This is a genomic window from Enterovirga sp., from assembly GCF_028290205.1.
Classification (GTDB): Bacteria; Pseudomonadota; Alphaproteobacteria; order Rhizobiales; family Beijerinckiaceae; genus Enterovirga.
In genome coordinates this window covers 25,284-48,051 of the sequence record NZ_JAQGKF010000146.1, presented here as the reverse complement: position 1 = coordinate 48,051, position 22,768 = coordinate 25,284, and the positions used below count along the sequence as shown (strand labels likewise).

Here is a 22,768-nt window from a genome sequence, read left to right as displayed (position 1 = left end):
GCGGCGAGTTCGTCTTGCCGCGCCACGCCGCGGGGACTAAGGGTCGGCGTCCACCCTACCGGAGCCGTCCGATGGCCTTCCTGGCCGACACCCTCTCGCGCGTAAAGCCTTCCGCCACCATCGTGATGACGCAGAAGGCGCGCGACCTGAAGGCCAAAGGCCGGGACGTGATCTCGCTCTCCGTGGGCGAGCCGGATTTCGACACGCCCGACAACATCAAGAACGCCGCGGTCGAGGCGATTCGGCGCGGCGAGACGAAATACACGCCCGTCGCCGGCATCGTGCCGCTGCGCGAGGCCATCGCGCGCAAGTTCAAGCGCGAGAACGGCCTCGATTACCGGCCGGCCCAGACCATCGTCGGCACGGGCGGCAAGCAGGTGATCTACAACGCGCTGCTCGCCACGCTGAACCCCGGCGACGAGGTCATCGTGGTGGCGCCCTACTGGGTCTCCTATCCGGAGATGGTGGGGATGTGCGGCGGCACTGCCGTGACGGTCGAAGCCACGATGGAGCACGATTTCAAGCTCCAGCCCGAGGCGCTCGAGCGGGCCATCACGCCCAAGACCAAGTGGCTGATCCTGAACTCGCCGTCGAACCCCTCGGGCGCCGCCTATACGTGGGAGGAGATGCGCAAGCTCACCGACGTCCTGGTGCGCCACCCGCATGTCTGGATCCTCACGGACGACATGTACGAGCACCTGGTCTACGGCGACTTCACCTTCGTGACGCCCGCCCAGGTCGAGCCGGAGCTGTATGGCCGCACGCTGACCATGAACGGCGTGTCGAAGTCCTACGCCATGACCGGCTGGCGCATCGGCTACGCGGCCGGGCCCGAGGAGCTGATCAAGGCTATGGACTTCGTCCAGGGCCAGCAGACGTCGGGCGCCTGCTCGATCGCGCAATGGGCTGCCGTCGAGGCGCTGGACGGTTCGCAGGAGCACCTGCCGCGGTTCCGCAAGGCCTTTGAGGAGCGGCGCGACCTCGTCGTCTCGATGCTCAACCAGGCGTCCGGCCTGAAATGCCCGAAGCCGGAAGGCGCATTCTACGTCTACCCCTCCTGCGCCGGCCTCATCGGCAAGACGACGAAGTCGGGCAAGCGGATCGAGACGGACGAGGATTTCGTGACGGAACTCCTCGAGCAGGAGGGCGTCGCGGCCGTGCACGGCTCGGCGTTCGGCCTCGGCCCGAACCTGCGCATCTCGTATGCGACCTCGAACGAGCTGCTCGAAGAGGCCTGCCGGCGCATCCAGCGCTTCTGCGGCGAACTGCGCTGACGCTGCCCGTCTGAAGACGAGGCCGCGCCGACCGGGTCGGCGCGGCATTGAGGCCTAGAGCCAGGAATTCGCCCGGGACGAGATCCCCCCGTCGATCGTCAGGATGGTGCCGGTGGTGTAGCCGGACCGTTCGGAGGCGAGAAACGCCACCGCATCCGCGATCTCGCTCGGCTTGCCGGTCCGGCCGAAGGGCATGTTGCGGACGAGTTCGGGCCAGCGCTCCGCATCGCCCAGCGTCTGCTCGGCCCGCCGCCGGATGAAGCCGTCGAGCCGCTCCGTCAGCACCGCGCCCGGATTGATGCCGACCACCCGGATGCCGACTTCGGGGCTCGCCGCGCCGAGCGCCCGCGTCAGCGCCATCAGGGCGGCGCAGCCGGAGGTGCCGGCCAGGTAGTTGGCGCTCAGGTTCTCGCCGGCATGGCCGATGATGTTGATGATCACGCCCGGCGCGCGGCGGGCCTTCATGGCCCCGTACACCTTGCGGGTGAGGTTGATGTAGCCGAACACCTTGAGGTCCCAGGACTCGCGCCAGCGCTGGTCGTCGACCTCCTCGATGGAGCCGAGCGGGATGGCGCCGGCATTATTGACCAGGATGTCCGTCTCGCGCGCCTCCTGGTCCAACATCTCGATCGACTCGACCTTGGCCAGGTCCAGCACGCGGGTCCGCACCTCGACGCCGTGCCGGGCCGTGAGTTCGGCCGCGGCCTTGTCGAGCAGATCCTGCGACCGGGCCACCAGCCGCAGGGAACAGCCCTCCTCGGCGAGCCTCTCCGCGGCCGCGTAGCCGAGCCCCTTCGAGGCCCCCGTCACCAGGGCCGTCTTGCCGCGCAACATCAGATCCATGAACTCGTCCCTCGCCTTCGGTGTCGAACGGGCAACCGGGAGGCGGTGCTCCCGGGAAGGTCAGCGACCCTGGAAGCGGGGCCGGGTGCGGTCCAGAAAGGCCCGGACGCCGTGGCGGTAATCCTCGGTGTCGAAACACGCGAACCCTTCCCGGGTCTCGGCCTGGGACAGCGGCTCGGGCCGCTGCAGCCGGCGCACGAAGCTCTTGTGCCAACGCGCCGCCAGGGGCGCGCCGGACACCAGCCGCCGGACCGTGGCCGCGATCTCGGCCTCGAAGGCGTCCGGCGCCACGCTGCGGGTCACCAGCCCCTTGATCAGGGCCTCGTCGGCGCCGAGCATCCGGCCCTCCAGCAGCAGCTCGAGCGCCACGTTCGGCCCGACCGCCGCCAGGAGGGGCCTCAGCTCGGCATGGCAGAGGGTCGCCCCCATCTTGTTGATCGGGATGCCGAAGCGGCTCTCGGTGGTGCAGACCCGCAGGTCGCAGCAGGCCGCGAGTTCGAGGCCGCCCCCGGCGCAGACCCCCGTGATGGCCGCCAGTGTCGGGACGGGGAAGGCCTGCAGCGTGGCAAAGGCGCGGTGCACCGGCTCGGCAAAGGCGATCGCCTGGGCTGAATTGGACCGCCGTTCCGCGAAATCCCCGATATCGGCGCCGCTGGAAAACGCCTCGTCGCCGGCCCCGCGCAGCACCAGGCAGCGGAGATCACCATCGGCCGTGAGTTCGGCCAGCAGCTCGGCCAACCGCTGCCACATGAGCGCGTCGATGGCGTTCAGCTTGCCGGGATTTGAGATCTGGATGACCGCGCAGGCCTCGTCACGACTCAGCTCGACGCTGCCCGCCATGCCACCCTCACCTCCCTGAGCCGCGAACCTGCACGGCCGTCGGCGGCGGGACAGTACCGAAACCCGTCCGGCTTGCCATCCCGCCCGGAGACGCGATCCCGCTCACAGGGTCGCGGGTGTGTTCGTCCAGACCACTTCGGTGATGTCTGGGCCGGGGTTGCTGAAATCGTGCAGCTCGCGGGACGGAAAGAAGAAGCTGTCGCCCTCGGACAGGGAATAGGACGCGTCACCGACGGTCAGCAGCAATTCGCCCCGCACCACATAGCCGACCTCCTCCCCCTCGTGCTGCCGCTTGCCGCTCCCCGAGGCGCCCGGTTCGAGACGGATCAGGAACGCCTGGAGCTGCGAACTGCGGCCGAGGGGGATCATCACCTCGGCGACAACACCGCTCGTCTCCTGTCCGGGAAGGGCTGGGCGGCCGATGGTCGGCCGCGCGCCCGCCTGCATGACCACCAGGCTCTGCTCCGATTCCTGGCTCAGGAGATCGGCCACGGTCAGATCGAGCGCCCGAGCGAGATGATGCAGCGTGTGCAGCGACGGCGTGGTCTTGTCGTTCTCGATGCGGGAGATCAGGCTTTCGGAATAGCCGGACTTCTCGGCCAGATCGCGCAGCCGCATCCCCTTCAGGGTGCGGGCATGACGGATCGACAACCCGAGATGGAGATCCGTCTCGCGCAGCCGCGACTTTCTTCGTGCGGGCGCGCTCTCGGCGCGCGCCGGTGCTCTTGCCATGACCGTTCCTTCGACGCTGCCCGGGGAAGGCGAGCCTTGCAGCGGCGCCCGGGGCGAATGCGATTCGCCGGTGCCCCCGTGATCGCGAACTCAGCGTCCTCGCAAGCGATTTGCAATGAGGCGCAAGCGCGCCCCGATGACGGCCAGGAGCATGGAGGCGAGGTCCAGCCGGGCCGGCTGCGCCAAGGCCTCGCCAGCCGCGCCGCCCGGCTCCCCGGGCCGCAAGCGCGCCTGGAGGTTGGCCGAAAACGCGTCGGTGAGCCGGCGGACGAGGTCGTTCACGAGGCCGAGCCGTCCGAATTGCGCCAGCGTTCCCGTGAGGCTCGCCGTCACGTCGATGTCGACCCGGGTGCGCTCGCCCTCATCGACCAGCGCGTAGCGGATCTCGCCCGTGCTGCCGGACCCGCTGGTGCGGTCGCGGCCATGGCCCCGAATGGTGCCGGAATAGCGGGCCGGATCGCGCGCGATCTCCGCATTGCCTAGAAACGTCGCCGAGATCGGCCCCAAACGGACGCTCATCTGCCCCGACAGGCGGCCGTCCGGAGTGGCCTCGGTCAGCGAGGCGCCCGGCATGCAGGCGACCACGTCCTCGACGTTCTCGAAGAAGGCCCAGACCCGGTCGCGCCGCTCCGGCACCACGAAGGAGTGGCGCACCGCGACACTCGGCTTGGCGTCGCCTGACAGCTTGTCGCCTGGCAGGGCCGCGACGGAGCCCTGCGACGGCGCGGGCAGCGCCGCTTCGGCCGGCGCCGGCGCGGCCCCTGCCCCGACCCGCTCCCGCCCGAGACTGGCCCCCGCATGGCCCGAGCCTGCGGGGCCGAGCCGCGTGCGGGCGTTGACCGCCGGTTGGCCCGCGAGCTTGCGCTCGTCCAGCACCCGGCGGATGGCCCGCACGATGCCCGAATAGCCGGTGCAGCGGCACAGGTTGCCGCTGAGCTCCAGCCGGACCCGCGCATCGTCGGCCTCGGGCAGCCGGAGCACGATGTCGCGCGCCGTCGCGATCATGCCGGGCGTGCAGAAGCCGCATTGGAGCCCGTGTTCTTCCGAGAAGGCCTGCCGCAGCCGGCCCACCACCTCGTCACCGTCGAAGCCCTCGATGGTGGTCACATGCGCCTTGTCGCACAGCACCGCGTAGGTGATGCACGACCGCGCCGGGACGCCGTCGATGTTCACGGTGCAGGCACCGCAGACGCCATGCTCGCAGCCGAGATGGGTTCCGGTCAGCAGAAGGTCGTCGCGCAGGAAATCCGCCAACGCGGTGCGGGGCTCGACCTCGGCCCTGCAGACCGTGCCGTTGACCGTGAGCTCAATGCTGCGGGTAGTCATAGGCGCGCCTGAGCTCCGGCGCGTTCCAGCGCCACCAGGTGAATCTGCTGCTCAAAGGGATCCTGCATCCCGGCTTCACCGAGCAGGCGGAGGACCCAATCGGCCTGGACCGTCCCGTCTCCGGACAGGAGCCCGCGCGCGTCGGCGACCAGGATGGGCGGGGTTTCGGTGGCGCCGATCACGGCCCGGCAGCGGCCCGTTTCGGGGTCGTCCACCACGACCCCGATGGCATGCGCGAACTCGCCTGCCTTGCGGCACGATTTCGAGTAGCCCCAGCGGGCCCGCCCGGAGAGCTTGGGGATTCGCACCGCCTCCAGGATCTCGTCCGCCGCGAGGGCCGTCTCGAAGGCGCCGAGCACGAAGCTTTCGAGCGCCACGGTGCGGCGGCCCCGCCGGGAATAAAGGCGGGCCTCGGCGCCGAGCGCGGTCAGGATCGACAGCCAATCGGCCGCCGGATCGGCGTGGCACAGGCTGCCCCCGACGGTGCCGCGGTTGCGCACCGCCCGGTAGGCGATGCCCGACGCGAGCTGCCGGAGCATGCCGCCCCACGCGTCCGGCACGCGGCCGTCCTCGATATCGGCATGCGTGATGCAGGCGCCGATGACCACGGCGTCGCCGGCATCCTCGACGGTGCGGAGGGCCGGGATGGCTGTCACGTCGAGCAGCCGGCCGGGCCGGACGAGCCGGAGATTGAGCATCGGGCCGAGCGACTGCGCGCCGGACACGATCTTGGTCCCGACCCCGTCCTCGGCGAGCAGATCGGCGGCGTCCTCGAGCCGGTCCGGCCGAACGTAATCGAAGGCTGCGGGCTTCATGCGCGTTCGAACCCAGTGCTCAGCGTCGGCTGCGGGGCTCCGCTGGACCGCGCGGCGATGGCCTCCACCACCCGTCGCGGCGTGACGGGAAGGCTCGTGACCTCCACGCCGAAGGATCGGAGCGCATCGTTGACCGCGTTGGCGATGGCGGCCGGCGGGCCGATCGCACCGCCCTCCCCGATCCCCTTCACGCCGAACTCGGTGTAGGGCGACGGGGTCTCCATGTGCAGGATCTGCACATCCGGAACCTCGACGGAGCCGGGCAGAAGGTAATCGGCCAAGGTCGAGGCGAGCGGCTGGCCGGCCGCGTCGAACCGCATCTCCTCGTAGAGGGCGGTGCCGATCCCCTGGGCCACGCCGCCATAGATCTGGCCGTCCACGATCATGGGATTGACGAGGACGCCGCCGTCCTCAACCACCACGTAGCGGAGCAGCTCGATCTCGCCGGTGCGGGGCTCGACCGCCACCAGCGCGGCATGCGCCCCGTAGCTGAACGTGCCGCTGTCGCGCTCCGCCCGGTAGCCGGCCGTGACCTCGAGCCCGCCGCGGTCCACGTCCGCCGGCAGCTCGTGCGGCTGCAAGTACCAGGTCCGGGCGATGGCCTCGATGCTGACGCTGCCCGACGCGCTCCGCACATGCCCGCCCTCGAACCGCACCTGCGACGGGTCGGCCTGGAGCAGGCTCGCCCCGATCGTAGCGAGGCGCGGCACGAGCTGCCGGCCGGCGGTCGCGCCCGCACCGCCGGCCATCACCATGCTGCGCGAGGCGTAGGTGCCGGGCGAGTAGGGCGAGGTCTCCGTGTCGCCGTGGATCACCGAGACGCGGGCCGGGTCGATGCCCAGGATCTCGTTCGCCACCTGGGCCAGCGTCGTCTCGAGCCCCTGGCCGTGGCTCTGGATGCCGGCCCGGATCTCGAGCCCGCCATCCGGCAGGATGCGGGCGGTCGCCTGCTCGTAGCCGGGCAGGATGGGAATGCCCCAGGCGCCATAGACGGACATGCCGTGCGCGGCCTGCTCGTTGTAGATGCTGAGACCCAGGCCGATCAGCCGCCCGTCCGGCTCGCCGAGGCGCTGGCGCTCGCGCACGGCCGGAATGTCGATCGCGGCCACCAGCCGGCGCAGGCATTCCGGATAGTCGCCGCTGTCGAAATGCTTGTTGGTGATGTTGTCGAACGGCATCTGCTCGGGCCGGACGAGGTTTTCGAGCCTGATCTCGTAGGGCTCGCGTCCGACCTCGCGGGCGATCGCGTCCAGCATGAGCTCCATGGCGAAGCAGACGCCGGTGCGGGCCACGCCCCGATAGGGCAGGATCGGCGGCTTGTTGCTGGCGACCGACCAGGTGCGGCAGCGATAGCGCGGGAAGTCATAGGGTCCGGGCAGGATGCTGGCGATCTGGGCCGCCTCGATGCCGCCCGTGAACGGGAAGGCCGAATAGGCGCCGGCATCGACGCTCGCCTCCGCCTCGAGGGCGAGCAGCTTGCCTCGGGCGTCGGCATAGGCGGTGACGATGTAATGGTGCTCGCGGCAATTCGCGTTGGCGGTGAGCTGCTCGCGCCGGTCCTCGATCCAGCGCAGCGGCTGCCCAAGGGCGCGCGCCCCCCAGGCGACGCACAATTCCTCAGGCGACAGCACGCCCTTGTGGCCGAAGCCGCCGCCGACATCCGGGGCCGCAACCCGGACCTGCCTCTGCTCGAGCCCGAGAAAGTCGCAGAAGCCGTTGCGGATGATGTGCGGCATCTGCGTCGAGGTCTCGACAATGAGCTGTTCGCGCCGGGTGTCCCAATGCGCCAGGACGCCCTTGCCCTCCATGGGCGACATGCATTGCCGCGAGGTCCTGAACTCGCGGGTGATCTTCACGGCCGCATCGAGCCCCGTGAAACTCTCGCCGCCGACGACCAGGCTCTCGAGATAGACGTTGTCGGGCCAGTCCGCGTGCAGCCGCGGCGCGTCGGGCCTGCGCCCCAGCAGCATGTCGCTGACCGCGGGCTCCTCGGCGAAATCGACCTCGATCCGGGCCGCGGCGTCCTCCGCTTCCGCCCGGCTGCGCCCCGTGCACATGGCAATGGGCTCGCCGACGTATCGGACCTTGTCGGTCGCGAGCGCGGGCTGCTCGGACGGCCTGAACCCGGGCAGGCCGGACACGGCCCGGATGGGCTTCACGCCCACCAGGTCCTTGGCCGTGAACACCGTTCCCCTCAGGTCGGGCGGGATCCTGATCTCCAGGATGCGGCCATGGGCGACCGGGCTGCGGGCAAACGCTACTTCGCGCATGCCGGGCAGCTTGAGATCGCCCACAAAACGGCCTCGGCCGCGCAGAAAGCGGTCGTCCTCCTTGCGGAGAAGCCGTGCGCCGACGCCCTGCCCCGGGGTCGCGTCGCCCTGGGCCGCGCTGCGCGTCATCGGAGCCGCGGCCCGAAACATGCGTCGCCGGGCGACCTCGGGAGACGGAGGCGGGGTCTCAAGCCAAGCATCATGAACCGGTCCCATGTTGACGCCGGTGCAACTTCTTGCATGGTGCGAGAACGCGGTTCCACTGTCAACCGGGCACGTTGACCTCGCAATCAACATAAGGTGCGAGAAAAAGCGTCACGGCCGCGTTTGACAAGCGTGGCGGTACTTGCATACGCTTCATGCCGTTGCTGCTTCTGCAAGCGATACTCGCACCGGCAACGGGCGGCCTGCCGTGGCCGACAGCAGAAAGGGTTCGCTCGATGATTATTCGCACCAGCGTTGCAGCGTTGCTGATGAGCGGGGCCGCCAGCCTGCTTGCGTTACCGGCGCTCGCTCAGGGCACGATCAAGATCGGCGTCAACCAGCCCCTCACCGGCCCAGTCGCGGCCTCGGGCCAGTACGTCACGAACGGGGCCCGCATCGCGGCGGACCAGATCAACGCGGCCGGCGGCATCCTCGGCAGCAAGATCGAGCTCGTCATCGAGGACAACAAGAGCAACCCGACCGAGGCCGCGGCCGCGGCCGAGAAGCTGATCGTGCGGGACAAGGTCCCCGTGATGCTCGGCGCCTGGAGCTCCACCTTCACGCTCGCCGTGATGCCCAAGCTGATGGAATACGAAGTGCCGATGGTGGTCGAGACGTCGTCGTCCGGCAAGATCACCGAATCCGGCAATCCCTGGATCTTCCGGATCGCGCCGACCACCTCGATGGAGACCAAGGACTTCGCGAAGAAAATCGACAAGTTCGCCATCAAGAGAGCCAACTTCCTGGTCGTCAACAACGATTTCGGCATCGACGCGGCGACCAAGTTCAGCGAGCTCGTGAAGAGCCATGGCGGCACGGTCGGCGTTGTTGAGCGGATGGACCCGACGGCGCAGGACGTCAGCGCACAGCTCGCCAAGATCAAGGCGAGTGACGCCGACACCCTGTTCATCACCACGAGCGTCGAGCAGCTCACCCTGGTTCTCCGCCAGGCGCAGGCGCTGCGGCTCACGCAGCGCATCATCACGACCGGCGGATCGCAGGCGCCCGATCAGCTGATCGAACATGCCGGGCCGGCCGCCGAGGGCAGCTACCATCTGGTCTTCTTCACGCCCTGGTTCCCCGAGAACGCGCCGAATGCCGACGTCGCGGTCGGGCTCGTGAACGAGTGGAAGAAGCGCGGCTACCAGTTCGCCGGCCTGACCGAAGGTTTCCGGGGCTATGACGGCATCCTGACGATCGCAGCCGCCATCAAGGAAGCCGGCAAGGCCGAGCCGAAGGCCATCCAGCAAGCGTTCTGGAAGGTGAAGGTGAAGGGCGCGAACGGCGACATCGCCTTCGAGAAATCCGGTCCGGCCGGCAAGGAAAGCGGCCAGAACGTCCCCAACGTCTACGTGATCCAGATCAAGGACGGGAAGGTCACCCTCCCGGCCTTCTGACCCGGGACCGTCCCTTGCCGCCCCGCTCGGGGCGGCAAGCCCCGCACGGCAGCTTTCGTCAGTTTGGCTCGTCTCGAGGCGCGGCGTCCCAGTGGATCAGCTTTCCCAGCATCTCACCAATGCCCTTGTTCTCGGCGGCACCTACGCGCTGCTGGGAATCGGGCTCACGCTGATCTTCGGGATCATGCGGGTGGTCAACTTCACCCACGGCGAACTCTACACGTTCGGCGCCTACATGACCTTCTTCGCCGTGTCGGTCGCGGGGGCGAACTTCTTCCTGGCGCTCGCCCTCGCCACGCTGGTCGGCGTGCTGCTCGGGGCGGCCATCGAGGTGGTGCTGCTGCGGCCGCTGCGGTCCTCCGACATCGACACCACGATGATCGTGATGATCGGCGCCTGGATCGCCATGCAGAACGGCGAGCAGCTGATCTGGGGCGGGGTCGCCAAATCTATCCCGACGCCGTTTCCGACCGCGCCTCTGGTGGTCGGCCCGGTTTCGGTCGACTGGCTGCGCATCTTCGTCTTCACGGCCGCGATCCTGCTGATCATCGGCGCGCACAGCCTGATCCACCACACCCGGTTCGGCCGCGCCATGCGGGCCACCTTCGCCGACCGTGACACGGCGGCGCTGATGGGCATCAACATCGGGCTCGTGCACACGGCGACCTTCGCGCTCGGCTCCGGCCTGGCCGCGGCCGCCGGGGCACTGCTCGGCCCGGTTTTCGTGGTGACGGCCACCATGGGCAACCTCATCGCCCTGAAGGCCTTCGCCATCGTCATCCTGGGCGGGCTGGGCAACTTCACCGGAGCGGCGATCGGGGGCTTCATCCTGGCCTTCGTCGAAGAGCTCGGCGCCGGCTACATCTCGTCCGGCTATCGCGACGCGATGGGCTTTCTCCTGATCATCCTGGTCTTGATGTTCAGGCCCACCGGCCTGTTTCGCCGCGCGGAGCGGATCAGCTGATGCGCGCGCTCGCTCCCCTCGCCGGCCTCGCGGCGCTCCTGGCCGTGCCGCTCGTGGTCACGGACCAGTATGCGCTGCACATCCTGATCACGACCGGAATCTTCATCATCGCGGCGATGAGCCTGAACCTGCTGCTCGGCTATACTGGGCAGCTCAGCCTCGGGCATATCGGCTTCTTCGGCATTGGCGCCTATGTGAGCGCGCTCTGCTCGCTCGGTTTCCAGCTCGAGTTCACGGACCGCTTGGTGCTGACCGTGGCGCCGAAGCCGGTCTGGCTCTCCTTCGTGATCGCGGTCGCAACCGCGGCCCTGTTCGGCTTCCTGATCGGCAAGCTGTCCTTCAAGGTGCGGGGTGCCTATTTCGTCATCGTGACGCTCAGCTTCGCCGAGGTGGCGCGGCTGGTGGCCCTGAACTGGGTCTCGCTGACCCAGGGCCCGATGGCGCTGAACAACATTCCGCCCTTCACGCTCGGCCTTTCGGACGCCTGGCAGCTCACGTTCTACCGCAAGCTGCCGAACTACTTCCTGATGATCGCCATCGGGGCCGGCGCCTACCTGCTGATCGCCCGCCTGGTCCGGTCGCGGCTCGGCCGGGCCATGGTGGCGCTGAAGGAGAACGAGTCGCTCGCCACCTCCGTCGGGATCGACGTCACCCGCTACCTCGTTCTCGCCGCGGTGGTTTCGGCCGGGATCGCCGGCGCGGCCGGCAGCTTCTATGCCCATTACGTCCGCATCATCGATCCCGACATCTTCCTGTTCATCTACACGGTAACCATGGTCATCATGATTGTGACAGGCGGCAAGGGAACGCTGCTTGGGCCGATCGTGGGCGGAATTCTGTTCGGCTTCATCCCGCCCGTGCTCCGGGAGGTGGCCGGCCCCGAACTGCAATGGATCATCTACGGGCTCATCATGATCGTGGTCGTGTTCTTCCTTCCCGAGGGGATCGTCCCGGCGGTCACCAGGGCCTGGGCGGCACGGCGCGGACGCGCGGCGACCGCGTCGGCCCGCAGCCCGGCAGGCAGCTGATGTCCGATCCGGCCGCCACCGAACTCCTCAAGCTCGACGGGATCGGCATCCGCTTCGGCGGCCTCGTGGCGATCGCCGACCTGAGCTTCTCCGTCGGCAGCGGTGAGGTCGTCAGCCTCATCGGACCGAACGGCGCCGGCAAGACCACAGCCTTCAACATCATCACCGGCTTCTGTGCGCCGAGCCACGGCTCGATCAGCTTCCGGGGTCAGCCGCTGAACGGGCTGAAGCCGCACGAAATTGCCGGCCGCGGGGTCGTCCGCACCTTCCAGAAGACCAGCCTGTTCGACACCCTCACCGTGCTGGAAAACGTGCTCACCGGGCTGCACCGCCTCGGTCGGAGCGGGGCGCTTCAGGTCCTGCTCGGGCTCCCGAGCGTCGGGGCCGAGCAGCGCCGCCTCTGCGAGCGCGCGGCCGAGATCCTCGATTTCGTGGGCCTCGGCGGCCGCCAGGATCAGCTCGCCAACGCCCTTCCCTACGGCGAGCAGAGGCTCCTCGGCGTGGCGATCGCGCTGGCGGCCGACCCGGCGCTGCTTCTCTTGGACGAGCCGGTCTCGGGCATGAACGCCACCGAAACCACGAGCTTCATGGCGATCCTCGCCAAAATCCGGGCGCGCGGGATCACGACGCTTCTCGTCGAACACGACATGCGCATGGTCATGGAGGTGTCCGACCGCGTGGTCGTGCTCAACCAGGGCCGCATCATCGCGAGCGGGGTTCCGTCTGAGATCCAGCGTCACCCCGAGGTGATCCAGGCCTATCTCGGTCAAGGGAGGCGGCGTGCTCGACATTGACGGCCTGTGGTGCCGCTACGGCAAGGTCAACGCCCTCAAGGGCGTCTCGCTCCACGTCGCCGCGGGCGAGCTGGTCACGCTGATCGGCGCCAATGGCGCCGGCAAGACGACCGCGCTGCGGGCCCTGTCCGGGATCGTGCCGGTCGCCGCCGGCCGCATCCGCTTCGAAGACGAGGACATCACCGGCGCCTCGCCGCGCTCCATCCTGGCCCGCGGCATCGCGCATTGCCCGGAGGGCCGCCGCGTGTTCGCGCATATGAGCGTGCAGGAGAACCTCGGCATCGGGGCCTATCTCCGCCGCGACAGCGCCGCTATCGCGGACGACATCGACCGCATTTTCACCCGCTTCCCCATCCTCAAGGAGCGGCGGCAGCAGGCGGCCGGGACCCTGTCGGGCGGCGAGCAGCAGATGCTGGCCATCGGCCGGGCCCTGATGTCCCGGCCCAAGCTGATCCTGTTCGACGAGCCCTCGCTCGGCCTCGCCCCCACCATCGTCGACCGCACCTTCGACCTGATCCAGGACATCCAGCAGGAGGGGGTGACCGTGCTCATGGTCGAGCAGAACGCCTTCGCGGCGCTGGAGATGTGTGATCGCGCCTACCTGCTCGAATCCGGCGAGATGAAGCGCCACGGCACGGGCGAGGAACTCCTGGCCGATCCAGCCGTCAAGGAAGCCTATCTGGGCGGCTAGCTCCGGCCGCGCCAGCCGCGGAGGCGTGGCCCATGACCTGCGACCGCTCCGACCCGCCCGCCCCAGACGGCTGGACCGCGGTCGCCACCCTGGCCGATCTGACCGAGGGCGCCCTTGCACCGGTCGAGGTGGCGGGACACCGCCTCATGCTGGCCCTGACCGGGGCGAGGGTCAGCGTGTGCCAGCGCCTGTGCCCGCACGAATACGCCGATCTCAGCCGTGGCCGGCTGGACGGCGGGCGCGTGTTCTGCCCGCGCCACCGCGCCTCGTTCAACCTCGTTGATGGGGCCTCGGGCGGTGGCTGGGACCTGCCAAGCCTCCGCGTCTACCCGACCGAGATCCGAGGGGGGCAGGTCTGGGTCGAGCAGGCGGCCGTCGAGGCCGATCCCCCGCTCCGGATCGTGCGGATCGCGCCGCGGGTGTGAGGCGGCACCGTCCGGGGACGGGCCGCCTCGTGCCGCTCAGGCCGCGATGGCCTCGGGCAGGATCGGCGACACGGCTTCGTGCCGCCGCCCCGCCCGGAGGCAGAATTCCGGCTGCAACAGGGTTTCGGCTACCACCTCGGTGCCATCGTTATCGCGCAGCAAAAAGCGCCCGTGGTTCTGGCGCAGAACGCTGATGTCGGCCTCGCGGCCCGGCATGAGGGCGCCGATTTCGTCGGACAGGCCCAGCATATCGGCAGCATGCGAGGTGACCATGGGGACCACCTGCTCGAGGGTGAGGCCGAGCGCCATCATCGAGCTCATCGCCTGGACGAGGCTGAAACGGGCCTGCCCGGCAAAGGGATGGTTCTCGTCGTCACAATGCTCGGCCGGCGTGCCGGGGGGCGCCGGCACGTGGGTGTTGTAGCCGTGCACGTCGGCCCCGAGCGTGGTCGGCATGACCCCGGCGGCAAGCGCCTTGCGGGCGAGCCGGTACGAGAAGTGGCTGCCGTGGCCGACATCCACCCTGAGGCCACGGTCGAGCGCGGCCCGAATGACCGGGTGGACCTCGCCCTCCTGGTTCACGAAGCCGCCCGGGTGGCGGGTGAACGGGTGCGCCAGCACATCTCCCGGGCGCAGCAGCGGGATGACCCGCTCCAGGATGGTGTCGACATCCTCGCCGTTGGTGCCGCTCTCCGGCAGGCCCCAGAGCTGGCCGAAATGCACGTAGACCGGCAGGTCCGTCTCGCGCCCGATCTCGGCCGCGAGTTCGATCACCCGGATGCCCCAGCGGGCGAAGCCGCCGATCTCGGCATGAGCCTTGATGCCGCGCACCAGGTCCCGGTTGGCCATGGCCGCGGCCACGGTGGCCTTCACGTCGACCCCGTCCGGGCTGTACAGATCCGGATAGTAATGCCCTTCGAGGCCGCCCACGAGATAGGTGGACATGAAGGCATAGACCCGGCTCTCGGCCGGCTCGGCAATGAAGTGCCGGAAGCCCGGGAAGGTCATGCAGGACGGGCCGCCCTGATCCACGACGGTGGTCACGCCGGATTCCACGCCGACCATGTCGGCCGGCAGGCCGAACCGGCCGGTGACGTAGCGGTAGACATGCGCATGCGTGTCGATGAGCCCGGGAAGCACCAGCCGGTCCCTCACATCCACCACCGTCTTGGCGCTGGACGGGATGATGTCGGGCTGGATCGCCGCGATCTGCCCACCCCTGATGGCGACATCCGCGATGGCGTCGAAGTTGGAGGCGGGGCAGATGACGCGGCCGCCGCGGAGCAACGTGTCGTATTGCTGGTCAGGAACCATGACGAGGCCTCCGGCCCGACAGTCGCGAGGTCGCAGCCTGGCAGCGCGGTCGGGTAAAAGAAGTTTTACGCCCCCCCGCCGAGACCGTCAACGAGCCCGAATCGGCGTCAGCGGTGTCAGGCCCTGAGGTAGCGAAGGAGAACCTCTGTAACGTGCGCCCGCCGCTCGGCCAGCCATGTCGGGTCGGACAGATCACGCTGGAGCATGGACGAGAGCGTGTGCCGGTTGGCGACATGCAGGTAGCAGAGCGAATGAAGGGTGATGAAGAACTGGACGGCATCGATCCCGCCCCGAAACACCCCCGCCCGCGCTCCCCGGGCCAGAAGACTTTCGATGCTGACGATCAGCGGCGCGGCCGTCTCGGGAACCAGGCTGGAGCGCTGCACATGCCTGCCGCCCACCAGGTTCTCGCTGATCAGGAGCCCGACGAATTCGGGGTGGCCGCTGAAGTAGTCGAAGGTGAACTCCGCCAAGCGCGTGACGCCCGCCTCGGGGGCGAGTTCATCCAGCCGCAACTTGGCTTCGGCCTCCCGAACGTGGCTGTAGGCAGCCTCGAGACTGGCGAGGTAGAGCTGCTCTTTGTTGCCGAAGTAGTGGTAGAGCATGCGCAGATTGGCATCCGCAGCCGCCGCGATCCGTTCGATACGCGCCCCGCCGAAACCGTTCTGCGAGAATTCTTGGACAGCTGCGGCGAGGATGCGGTCTTTGGTGGGCTTCAAGGCAGGATCCCGATCGGCGGCCCTACATGGAGCAACGCGCCCCATCCGGCAAAGGCGGGCAGGCCGGCCCCGTGCTGGCCTCTGCTGCGCGGGCGTGTTGACGGCCCCCGTTCCGGCCCGTAGGTCCACGTCTCCCCCGACCTTCGCGCACCGCCTGCCGGGATCGCAGGCCGGGCAGCGACCCGCGCCGCGGCAGAGCGCGTGCGGTTACCCGGAGGGTGTTTCCGTATGGCGAGCCCGTTCTTCACCGCATTGCCTGGCCGGGTGGTGCAGGCCGCCGACGCGACGATCTTCGTCACCGAGGCCGGACAGGGTCGCCCGATCCTGTTCCTGCACGGTCTCGGCTGGAGCCATGCCCTTTGGCAGCGTGAGATCGGCCACTTCTCTGGCAGCTATCGCGTGCTGGCCGGAGACATGCGCGGGCACGGCCGCTCGGCCAAGCCGCCCGGGCCGTACACGATGGAGGCGCTGGCCGCCGATTGGGTTCAGGCCCTCGACGCCTGCGGCGTCGATGAGCTCGCGGTGGTCGGGCTGTCGCAGGGCGGCATGGTCGCCATGCTGATCGCGGCGCAGCAGCCCGAACGCGTGAAGGCGCTGGCGCTGCTCGGAACGGCCTGCCGCTTCTCGGACGAGGCCTGGGCCGGGATGGAGGAGCGCGGCCGCGTGGCCCGCGCCGCCGGACCTCGGGCCGCCGCCGAAACCGCCGCCCGCTCGGTCTTCTCGGCCGAGTTCGCGCGCAATCATCCGGCCTTTGTGGAGGAATTCATCGCCGACCGTCTCGCCGCCGACGCGGCCGGGCTCGGCGCGGCCATGGGGGCTCTCAAGGGCTTCGACGTCCGCGACCGGCTCGGCGCCGTCACCTGCCCGACGCTGATCCTGCACGGCACGGAGGACCGCGTGATCGGGGCGCAGAACGCAAGCGAGATCGCCGAGCAGATCGCCGGGTCGGAACTGCACCTCGTGGAGGGCGCCGGCCACATCCTGCCGGTGGAGCGTCCCGAGGCGGTGGAGCGCCATCTGACCGCGTTCCTCGGAGCCCGCTACCCCGCCTGAGGCCGCCCTCCGGGCGTGCGGCCCGGCTGCCGCTTGCACGGCCGGCCGGGCAGTGGAACGATGCGGGATGCGCGCGACAGACGCGCGAGAGGGAGTGCCTGATGTCCGCGCCAGTCTCGCCGCGCCCCGGCGAGGGTGCCCCGCCGAAGCCTTGGCTCGCGGCCTATCCCGAGGGCGTGCCGGCGATGATCGACCCCGACAGCGCCGGGACGCTCGTCGACATCTTCGACGCGACGGTGCGCCGCTGGCCGGAGCGCCCGGCCCTCGAGAGCTTCGGCACGCGCATCACCTACGAGGCCCTGGCCCGGCATGCCGGCGCCGTCGCGGCCTGGCTGCAATCGGCCGGCATCGGCAAGGGCGACCGCGTCGCCATTATGCTGCCGAACGTGATGGCCTATCCGGCGATCCTCTTCGGCGCGTTGATCGCCGGTGCGACGGTGGTGAACGTCAACCCGCTCTACACCCCGCGCGAACTCGCCCTGCAGCTGAAGGATTCCGGCGCCCGCATCGTGTTCGTGCTGGAGAACTTCGCCCACACGGTCGAGGCCGTGACCGGCGAGGTCAGCCTCGACCGCGTGGTGGTGGTGACGCCCGGCGACCTGCTCGGGCTCAAGGGCGCGATCGTCAACCTCGTGTCGCGCTACGTGAAGAAGGCGGTGCCAGCCTACAATCTGCCGGGCTCGGTCCGCTTCAGGGAGGCCCTCGCCGCCGTGAAGGCGACCCCGCCCCGCCCCGCCGGCGTGACGCTCGATGACATCGCGTTCCTGCAATACACCGGCGGCACGACCGGGATCAGCAAGGGCGCCACGCTGACCCACCGCAACGTGGCGGCCAATGTCATCCAGTGCGACACCTGGATGAAGCCGACGCTCGGCGACGCGCAGCACGTCATGGTCACGGCGCTGCCCCTGTACCACATCTTCGCCCTCACGGCCTGCTGCATGGTCATGGTCCGCAAGGGCGGCTGCCAGCTCCTGATCGCCAATCCGCGCGACCTGCCGGGCTTCGTGAAGACGCTGAAGAGCCGGCCCTTCACCTGCCTGTCGGGCGTGAACACGCTGTACAGCGCGCTGAGCCGGGCGCCCGGCATCACCGAGGTGGATTTCTCGAAGCTGGTGCTCTGCGTGTCCGGCGGCATGGCGACCCAGGGCGCCGTGGCCGACCGCTGGAAGGCCCTCACTGGACGGCCCATCGTCGAGGGTTACGGGCTGTCCGAGACGTCGCCGGTGATCACCGTGAACCGGCTCGACATCGACAGCTTCACGGGCACCATCGGCTATCCGATGCCGTCCACGGAGGTCTCGGTCCGAGATCCCGAAACCGGCACCGAGGTGCAGGCCGGCAGCCCGGGCGAACTCTGCGTGCGGGGGCCCCAGGTCATGCGGGGCTACTGGAACCGGCCGGACGAGACCGCCAAGGCGATGACGCCGGACGGCTATTTCCGCACCGGAGACGTCGCGCTGCTGCTGCCCGACGGTTCGCTCAAGATCATCGACCGGATGAAGGACATGATCCTGGTCTCCGGCTTCAACGTCTACCCGAACGAGGTCGAGGAGGTCGTGGCCTCCTGCCCGGGGGTGGCCGAAGTGGCCGTGATCGGGCTGCCGAACGACGCCACGGGCGAGCAGGTCACGGCCTATGTGGTGCGGGCGGAGCCGGGCCTGACCGAGGCCGAGATCCGGACCTGGTGCCGCGAGCGGCTGACCTCCTACAAGGTGCCGCGCCACATCGAGTTCCGGGACAGCCTGCCCAAGACGAATGTCGGCAAGGTGCTTCGGCGCGCCCTGAAGGAGGAGGCGGCCAGCCTCTCCCCAAGGGCCGCCGCATAAAGCGCCCCGCCGCCGCCTAGCCGCGAGCGGCTGTTCACGGCATCGTGCCCGCGCGCGGCACCGTGGCGCGATGCGATCGGCAGCCCGCAAGCCTATGGTCGGACAGGCTGGCCGGTCGGCCCCGGCTCGGCCAGACAGGAGGTCCCATGCTGATCAAGGCGAGACGCGGGTGGGAGATCCCCGAAGGCGAGGCGACACCGGAACAGGTGTTTCTCGACCGCCGCCGCTTCGTGGCCGCCCTGGGGCTCGGGGCGGGCATCGCGGGCACCGGCCTCGCGGGCGGGACGGCGGCGCAGGCGCAGGGCCGCGACCCGACGGCCGACCTCTATCCGGCCAAGCGCAACGAGGCCTTCCGGCTCGACCGCGAGGTCACGCCCGAGAAGGTCTCGGCCGAATACAACAACTACTACGAATTCTCGACCTCGAAGGCCGTGACGCCCGCCTCGGACGCGCTCAAGACGCGGCCCTGGACGGTGAAGATCGGCGGCCTGGTCGAGGCCCCGATGGAGGTCGGCTTCGACGACCTGATCCGCCGCATGCCGCTCGAGGAGCGGCTGTACCGGATGCGCTGCGTCGAGGCGTGGTCCATGGCCGTGCCCTGGACCGGGTTTCCGCTGCGGGCGCTGGTCGACATGGCAAAGCCGACCTCGGCCGCGAAATACGTCGTCATGCAGACCTTCCACGACAAGGCGGTCGCGCCGGGCCAGAAGCAGTTCTGGTATCCGTGGCCCTATACCGAGGGCCTGACCATCGACGAGGCGAGGAACGACCTCGCCCTCCTGGTCACGGGCGTCTACGGCAAGCCGTTGCCGAACCAGTTCGGCGCCCCGCTGCGGCTCGCGGTGCCGTGGAAATCCGGCTTCAAGTCCGTGAAGGCGATCAACCCCAACACCATCACGGCCGAGCGGCCGAAGACCTTCTGGGAGGAACTGCAGGCGTCGGAATACGGCTTCTGGGCCAATGTGAACCCGGCCGTTCCGCACCCGCGCTGGAGCCAGGCTGAGGAGCGCATTCTCGGCACGGGCGACCGTCGCCCGACGCTGCTCTTCAACGGCTATGGCGAGCAGGTCGCCGAATTGTACAAAGACCTACAGAAGGAACGCCTCTGGGCGTGAGGGGGCCGGCGCGCCCTCGAGGTTCGCCTGAAAAAACGGCCAGGCCTCGAAGAGACCCGGCCGGAAGTTGAAGGCTCGACAGGTGCGAGCCTCCAGAGGGGAACAGCTGAACAGACGATCCGTCTGCACCTTCAGCTTCGGCCAATGTTGACCTGCAGGTCCGACCCGGCAATCCGTGCGAGTTCGGGTTTGCCATGCCGCCGGTGCATGGCTTCTCAATAGGCCCAGCGCTGCGCCTTGCCGACCAGGAAGTCGCGGAAGGCTTGGACGCGGGCCACGTTCCGCATTTCCTCCGCGTAGACCAGATAGCTTTCCAGCGCCGGCATCTCGACGTCGCGCAGGATCTGGACGAGCCGGGTATTCCCGTCGACGGCATAATCCGGCAGCACGGCGATCCCGGCCCCAGTCTCCACGGCGGAGCGGAGCGCCGGGATGTTGTTGACGACCATGTGGTAGGGCCGCGGCGACCCCGCCTCCCGCCCGGCCTTGGCCAGCCAATGCACCGACAGCAGGTAGGAGGGCTGGTCGCCGCCGAAGGAAAGCAGCCGGTGCCCCTCGAGCTCGTCGAGCGTCTTCGGCTCGCCGAAGCGCTTGAGGTAGTCGGTCGAGGCGTAGACGTGGAAATGCACCGCGAACAGGCGGCGCTGGATCAGGTCAGGCTGCGACGGCCGCCGCAGCCGCAAGGCCACGTCCGCCTCCCGCATGGCGAGATCGAGCTCCTCGTTGGTCAGGATCATCTCGACCCGAACATCCGGGAAGGTGTCCAGGAACTCGGCGATGCGCTGGGTCAGCCAGAGCGAGCCGATCCCCACCGTGGTGGTCACCTTGAGCACGCCCGAGGGGCGTTCGCTCGTCTCCTCCAGCCGGGCGCGGGTGTTTTCCAGCCGAAGCCGCATGTCGCGGGCGGCCCGGTGCAGCAAGTCGCCCTGCTCGGTCAGGATGAGGCCGCGGGCGTGCCGGTGAAACAGCGGCGCCTTCAGCTCACGCTCCAGCGCCGACACCTGCCGGCTCACGGCCGACTGGCTGAGGCCGAGATCGTCGCCGGCGCGCGTGAAGCTGCCGGCTTCGGCGACCGTGTAGAAGATGCGGATCTTGTCCCAGTCCACGGCGGCGCCCCCCTGCCCGTCGGCGCGCTATTCCGCAGCCTCGCGCATCAGGTTCTCGGCCTCCAGGTAGCGCTCGGCCTCGAGCGCCGCCATGCAGCCCATCCCGGCCGCGGTCACGGCTTGGCGGAACACGTCGTCGCTGACGTCGCCGGCCGCAAACACGCCCGGCACGTTGGTCGCCGTGGAACCAGGCACGGTCTGCAGGTATCCGCCGGGCTTCATGTCGAGCTGGCCGGCGAAGATCTCGGTCGCAGGCTTGTGTCCGATGGCGATGAACACCCCGTCGGCCTTGATCTCGTCAATGCGGCCGCTCTTGACGTTGCGGAGGCGGACATGGGTGACGCTCGGCGCCGCGCCCGTGCTGCCGCAAATCTCGTCCACCGCGCAATCCCACAGCACCGACACGTTGGGGTGCCGGAACAGGCGCTCCTGGAGGATGCGCTCGGCCCGGAAACTGTTCCGGCGATGCACCACGGTGACCTTCGAGGCGATGTTGGCGAGGTAGAGGGCCTCCTCGACGGCCGTGTTGCCGCCGCCCACCACGACCACCTCCTTGTTGCGGAAGAAGAAGCCGTCGCAGGTCGCGCAGGCGGAGACACCGAAGCCCTGGAACGTGCTTTCGGACGGCAGCCCGAGCCACTTGGCCTGGGCGCCCGTGGCGACCACGAGCGTGTCGCAGGAATAGACGTCCCCGGAATCGCCGGTGAGCAGAAACGGCCGCCGCCCCAGTTCGACCTTCACGATCGTGTCGGACACCATGCGGGTGCCGACATGTTCGGCCTGCATCCGCATCTGCTCCATCAGCCACGGGCCCTGGATCACGTCCGCGAAGCCCGGGTAGTTTTCGACGTCGGTGGTGATGGTGAGCTGCCCGCCGGGCTGGATGCCGGAGATCAGCACCGGCTCCAGCATGGCGCGGGCAGCGTAGATCGCGGCCGTGTAGCCGGCCGGTCCGGATCCGATGATGCAAAGCTTCACGTGAGAGGGGGCCATTCATGCTCCGGCCGGCCAATCCGGAGCATTGCCTCGCGGAGCTCCATCTCCCGCGCGACGGCCATCGCGATCTCGGGCGTCGTATCTAGCGGTTCGTAGCGGAAGGCTTCAAGTCGTCCTCTGAAAGGCCGCACAGCCCCGTGCCGGCGCAGCCCCTCGAGATAGCTCGAGACCTTGGGGTGCCCGCCGGAGGGCTCGAACACGAGAACCGGCGCGCCGGTCGCGGCCGCTTCCCCGACCATGTTGGTGGAATCCGCCGTCACCACCACGGCCTCGGCCAGGGCGAGGAGGGCCACATACGGATTGTCGCCGGTGCCGTCCCAGAGGAAGTGCCCGCCCCGGCCGGCCAATTCGGCCAGGGCCAGGCGCAGCCCCGGCGGGGTCCGGCGCGAGGCGGTGATCATGAGGGCCGCGCCCTCCTGGACGAGGCTGTCCAACCCTGCGCGGAGGCGGCCGACATCCTCCGGCGTGAAACGGTGATGGCGGCTGTCGCCGCCGACCAGCACCGCAACACGCGGTCGCCCGAGCCCCGCCAGCCGCGGGTCGGGCACGGCCCGGGCGGCCACTAGGCGGGCCGCGGACAGGCGATGCGGGGCCGTAAGCGTCACGATGACGTTGCGGCCGCGCAGCCGGTCGTGCTCCGGCACCCAGATCAGGTCGGCGCTGGCCGGGCCGGTGCGGGGGTCCTTGAGGATGACCGTGAAGGTCCGGCCGCGGGACGCGCGCCGGATCGCCCGCACATACGGGATGGCGCGCCGGCCGGAGGCGATGACCAGGTCCGGCAGGGGCGGCGCGAGGGGGCTTCCCGGCCGGTCCGACCGCTCGCCCGGATCGGGCGGGCCCCAGGGCATCAGCAGCGCGAAGGGCGCGCGCGGCGCGACCCGCCGTGTCTCGATCCGGCAGCCCAGCGCCTCCGCCACGCCGAGGCAGGGAGCTTCGTCCCCGGCCTTGCCGTCCGTCAGGACCCAGGCCGTGCGCGCCGGGCCGATCAGCCGAACATCCGGGCGGCCCCGGCCAAGGTGGCTCCTGCGGTCGC

The 22,768-nt window shown here is 69.4% G+C and carries 21 protein-coding genes; 10 read left to right on the top strand and 11 right to left on the bottom strand.

Annotation, left to right across the window (positions count from 1 at the left end; genetic code table 11):
• The first annotated feature begins 71 nt into the window (after positions 1 to 71).
• The gene (locus JWR86_RS10640) at positions 72 to 1,274 is read left to right on the top strand and encodes a pyridoxal phosphate-dependent aminotransferase (protein ID WP_299564806.1); all 1,203 of its coding nucleotides are present in this window, start codon (positions 72 to 74) and stop codon (positions 1,272 to 1,274) included.
• A gap of 54 nt (positions 1,275 to 1,328) precedes the next feature.
• Here the strand turns inward: JWR86_RS10640 and JWR86_RS10635 are convergent, their stop codons facing one another.
• The 6 genes from JWR86_RS10635 to JWR86_RS10610 all read right to left on the bottom strand — a co-directional run bounded on the left by JWR86_RS10635 (position 1,329) and on the right by JWR86_RS10610 (position 8,229).
• Positions 1,329 to 2,117, bottom strand: a complete 789-nt coding sequence (locus JWR86_RS10635; protein ID WP_299564803.1) for a short-chain dehydrogenase/reductase — start codon at positions 2,115 to 2,117, stop codon at positions 1,329 to 1,331.
• Positions 2,118 to 2,177: 60 nt separating this feature from the next.
• Positions 2,178 to 2,957: an enoyl-CoA hydratase-related protein gene (locus tag JWR86_RS10630; RefSeq protein WP_299564800.1), complete on the bottom strand. Its 780-nt coding sequence runs from the start codon at positions 2,955 to 2,957 to the stop codon at positions 2,178 to 2,180.
• A gap of 102 nt (positions 2,958 to 3,059) precedes the next feature.
• Positions 3,060 to 3,689 carry a cupin domain-containing protein gene (locus JWR86_RS10625; protein ID WP_299564796.1) on the bottom strand — a complete coding sequence of 210 codons (630 nt, stop codon included), beginning with the start codon at positions 3,687 to 3,689 and terminating at the stop codon, positions 3,060 to 3,062.
• 90 nt (positions 3,690 to 3,779) lie between these two features.
• Positions 3,780 to 5,015 carry a 2Fe-2S iron-sulfur cluster-binding protein gene (locus JWR86_RS10620; RefSeq protein ID WP_299564793.1) on the bottom strand — a complete coding sequence of 412 codons (1,236 nt, stop codon included), beginning with the start codon at positions 5,013 to 5,015 and terminating at the stop codon, positions 3,780 to 3,782.
• Positions 5,012 to 5,830 (bottom strand): xanthine dehydrogenase family protein subunit M, encoded by an 819-nt coding sequence (locus JWR86_RS10615; RefSeq protein WP_299564789.1) that lies wholly within the window; start codon positions 5,828 to 5,830, stop codon positions 5,012 to 5,014. Before JWR86_RS10615 ends, JWR86_RS10620 begins: the two co-directional genes overlap by 4 nt.
• A complete protein-coding gene (locus JWR86_RS10610; RefSeq protein WP_299564786.1) occupies positions 5,827 to 8,229 on the bottom strand; it encodes a xanthine dehydrogenase family protein molybdopterin-binding subunit in 2,403 nt (800 codons plus the stop codon). The genes JWR86_RS10615 and JWR86_RS10610 overlap by 4 nt, the downstream gene beginning before the upstream one ends.
• 344 nt (positions 8,230 to 8,573) lie before the next feature.
• Between JWR86_RS10610 and JWR86_RS10605 the strand changes: the two genes are divergently transcribed.
• The 6 genes from JWR86_RS10605 (at position 8,574) to JWR86_RS10580 (ending at position 13,603) form a co-directional block, all read left to right on the top strand.
• Positions 8,574 to 9,701, top strand: a complete 1,128-nt coding sequence (locus JWR86_RS10605) for an ABC transporter substrate-binding protein (protein WP_299564812.1) — start codon at positions 8,574 to 8,576, stop codon at positions 9,699 to 9,701.
• A 91-nt stretch (positions 9,702 to 9,792) separates the two neighbouring features.
• A complete protein-coding gene (locus tag JWR86_RS10600; RefSeq protein WP_299564783.1) occupies positions 9,793 to 10,665 on the top strand; it encodes a branched-chain amino acid ABC transporter permease in 873 nt (290 codons plus the stop codon).
• Positions 10,665 to 11,693 carry a branched-chain amino acid ABC transporter permease gene (locus JWR86_RS10595; RefSeq protein WP_299564780.1) on the top strand — a complete coding sequence of 343 codons (1,029 nt, stop codon included), beginning with the start codon at positions 10,665 to 10,667 and terminating at the stop codon, positions 11,691 to 11,693. Before JWR86_RS10600 ends, JWR86_RS10595 begins: the two co-directional genes overlap by 1 nt.
• On the top strand, positions 11,693 to 12,487 hold the full coding sequence (locus tag JWR86_RS10590; protein ID WP_299564777.1) for an ABC transporter ATP-binding protein: 795 nt from the start codon (positions 11,693 to 11,695) through the stop codon (positions 12,485 to 12,487). Before JWR86_RS10595 ends, JWR86_RS10590 begins: the two co-directional genes overlap by 1 nt.
• Positions 12,474 to 13,178 (top strand): ABC transporter ATP-binding protein, encoded by a 705-nt coding sequence (locus tag JWR86_RS10585; protein ID WP_299564774.1) that lies wholly within the window; start codon positions 12,474 to 12,476, stop codon positions 13,176 to 13,178. The genes JWR86_RS10590 and JWR86_RS10585 overlap by 14 nt, the downstream gene beginning before the upstream one ends.
• A 32-nt stretch (positions 13,179 to 13,210) precedes the next feature.
• Positions 13,211 to 13,603, top strand: coding sequence for a Rieske 2Fe-2S domain-containing protein (locus JWR86_RS10580; RefSeq protein WP_299564771.1), 393 nt, complete (start codon positions 13,211 to 13,213; stop codon positions 13,601 to 13,603).
• A gap of 36 nt (positions 13,604 to 13,639) precedes the next feature.
• Here JWR86_RS10580 and JWR86_RS10575 read toward each other — a convergent pair whose 3' ends face one another.
• Both JWR86_RS10575 and JWR86_RS10570 read right to left on the bottom strand, forming a co-directional pair.
• The gene (locus JWR86_RS10575) at positions 13,640 to 14,917 is read right to left on the bottom strand and encodes an amidohydrolase/deacetylase family metallohydrolase (RefSeq protein ID WP_299564768.1); all 1,278 of its coding nucleotides are present in this window, start codon (positions 14,915 to 14,917) and stop codon (positions 13,640 to 13,642) included.
• A gap of 116 nt (positions 14,918 to 15,033) precedes the next feature.
• Positions 15,034 to 15,636: a TetR family transcriptional regulator gene (locus JWR86_RS10570; RefSeq protein WP_299564765.1), complete on the bottom strand. Its 603-nt coding sequence runs from the start codon at positions 15,634 to 15,636 to the stop codon at positions 15,034 to 15,036.
• 228 nt (positions 15,637 to 15,864) lie between these two features.
• Between JWR86_RS10570 and JWR86_RS10565 the strand changes: the two genes are divergently transcribed.
• The 3 genes from JWR86_RS10565 to msrP all read left to right on the top strand — a co-directional run bounded on the left by JWR86_RS10565 (position 15,865) and on the right by msrP (position 19,633).
• Positions 15,865 to 16,689 (top strand): alpha/beta fold hydrolase, encoded by an 825-nt coding sequence (locus JWR86_RS10565; RefSeq protein ID WP_299564762.1) that lies wholly within the window; start codon positions 15,865 to 15,867, stop codon positions 16,687 to 16,689.
• A gap of 101 nt (positions 16,690 to 16,790) precedes the next feature.
• Positions 16,791 to 18,518, top strand: coding sequence for an AMP-binding protein (locus tag JWR86_RS10560; RefSeq protein ID WP_299564759.1), 1,728 nt, complete (start codon positions 16,791 to 16,793; stop codon positions 18,516 to 18,518).
• A gap of 146 nt (positions 18,519 to 18,664) precedes the next feature.
• A complete protein-coding gene (gene msrP, locus JWR86_RS10555) occupies positions 18,665 to 19,633 on the top strand; it encodes a protein-methionine-sulfoxide reductase catalytic subunit MsrP (RefSeq protein WP_299564756.1) in 969 nt (322 codons plus the stop codon).
• A gap of 215 nt (positions 19,634 to 19,848) precedes the next feature.
• Here msrP and JWR86_RS10550 read toward each other — a convergent pair whose 3' ends face one another.
• The 3 genes from JWR86_RS10550 to JWR86_RS10540 are packed head-to-tail and all read right to left on the bottom strand — an operon-like array spanning position 19,849 to position 22,721.
• Positions 19,849 to 20,739, bottom strand: coding sequence for a LysR family transcriptional regulator (locus tag JWR86_RS10550; RefSeq protein ID WP_299564753.1), 891 nt, complete (start codon positions 20,737 to 20,739; stop codon positions 19,849 to 19,851).
• A gap of 27 nt (positions 20,740 to 20,766) precedes the next feature.
• Complete coding sequence (trxB, locus tag JWR86_RS10545) at positions 20,767 to 21,732, bottom strand: thioredoxin-disulfide reductase (RefSeq protein ID WP_299564750.1); 966 nt, start codon at positions 21,730 to 21,732, stop codon at positions 20,767 to 20,769.
• Complete coding sequence (locus JWR86_RS10540; RefSeq protein ID WP_299564809.1) at positions 21,714 to 22,721, bottom strand: mitochondrial fission ELM1 family protein; 1,008 nt, start codon at positions 22,719 to 22,721, stop codon at positions 21,714 to 21,716. Before JWR86_RS10540 ends, trxB begins: the two co-directional genes overlap by 19 nt.
• Positions 22,722 to 22,768: the final 47 nt, after the last annotated feature.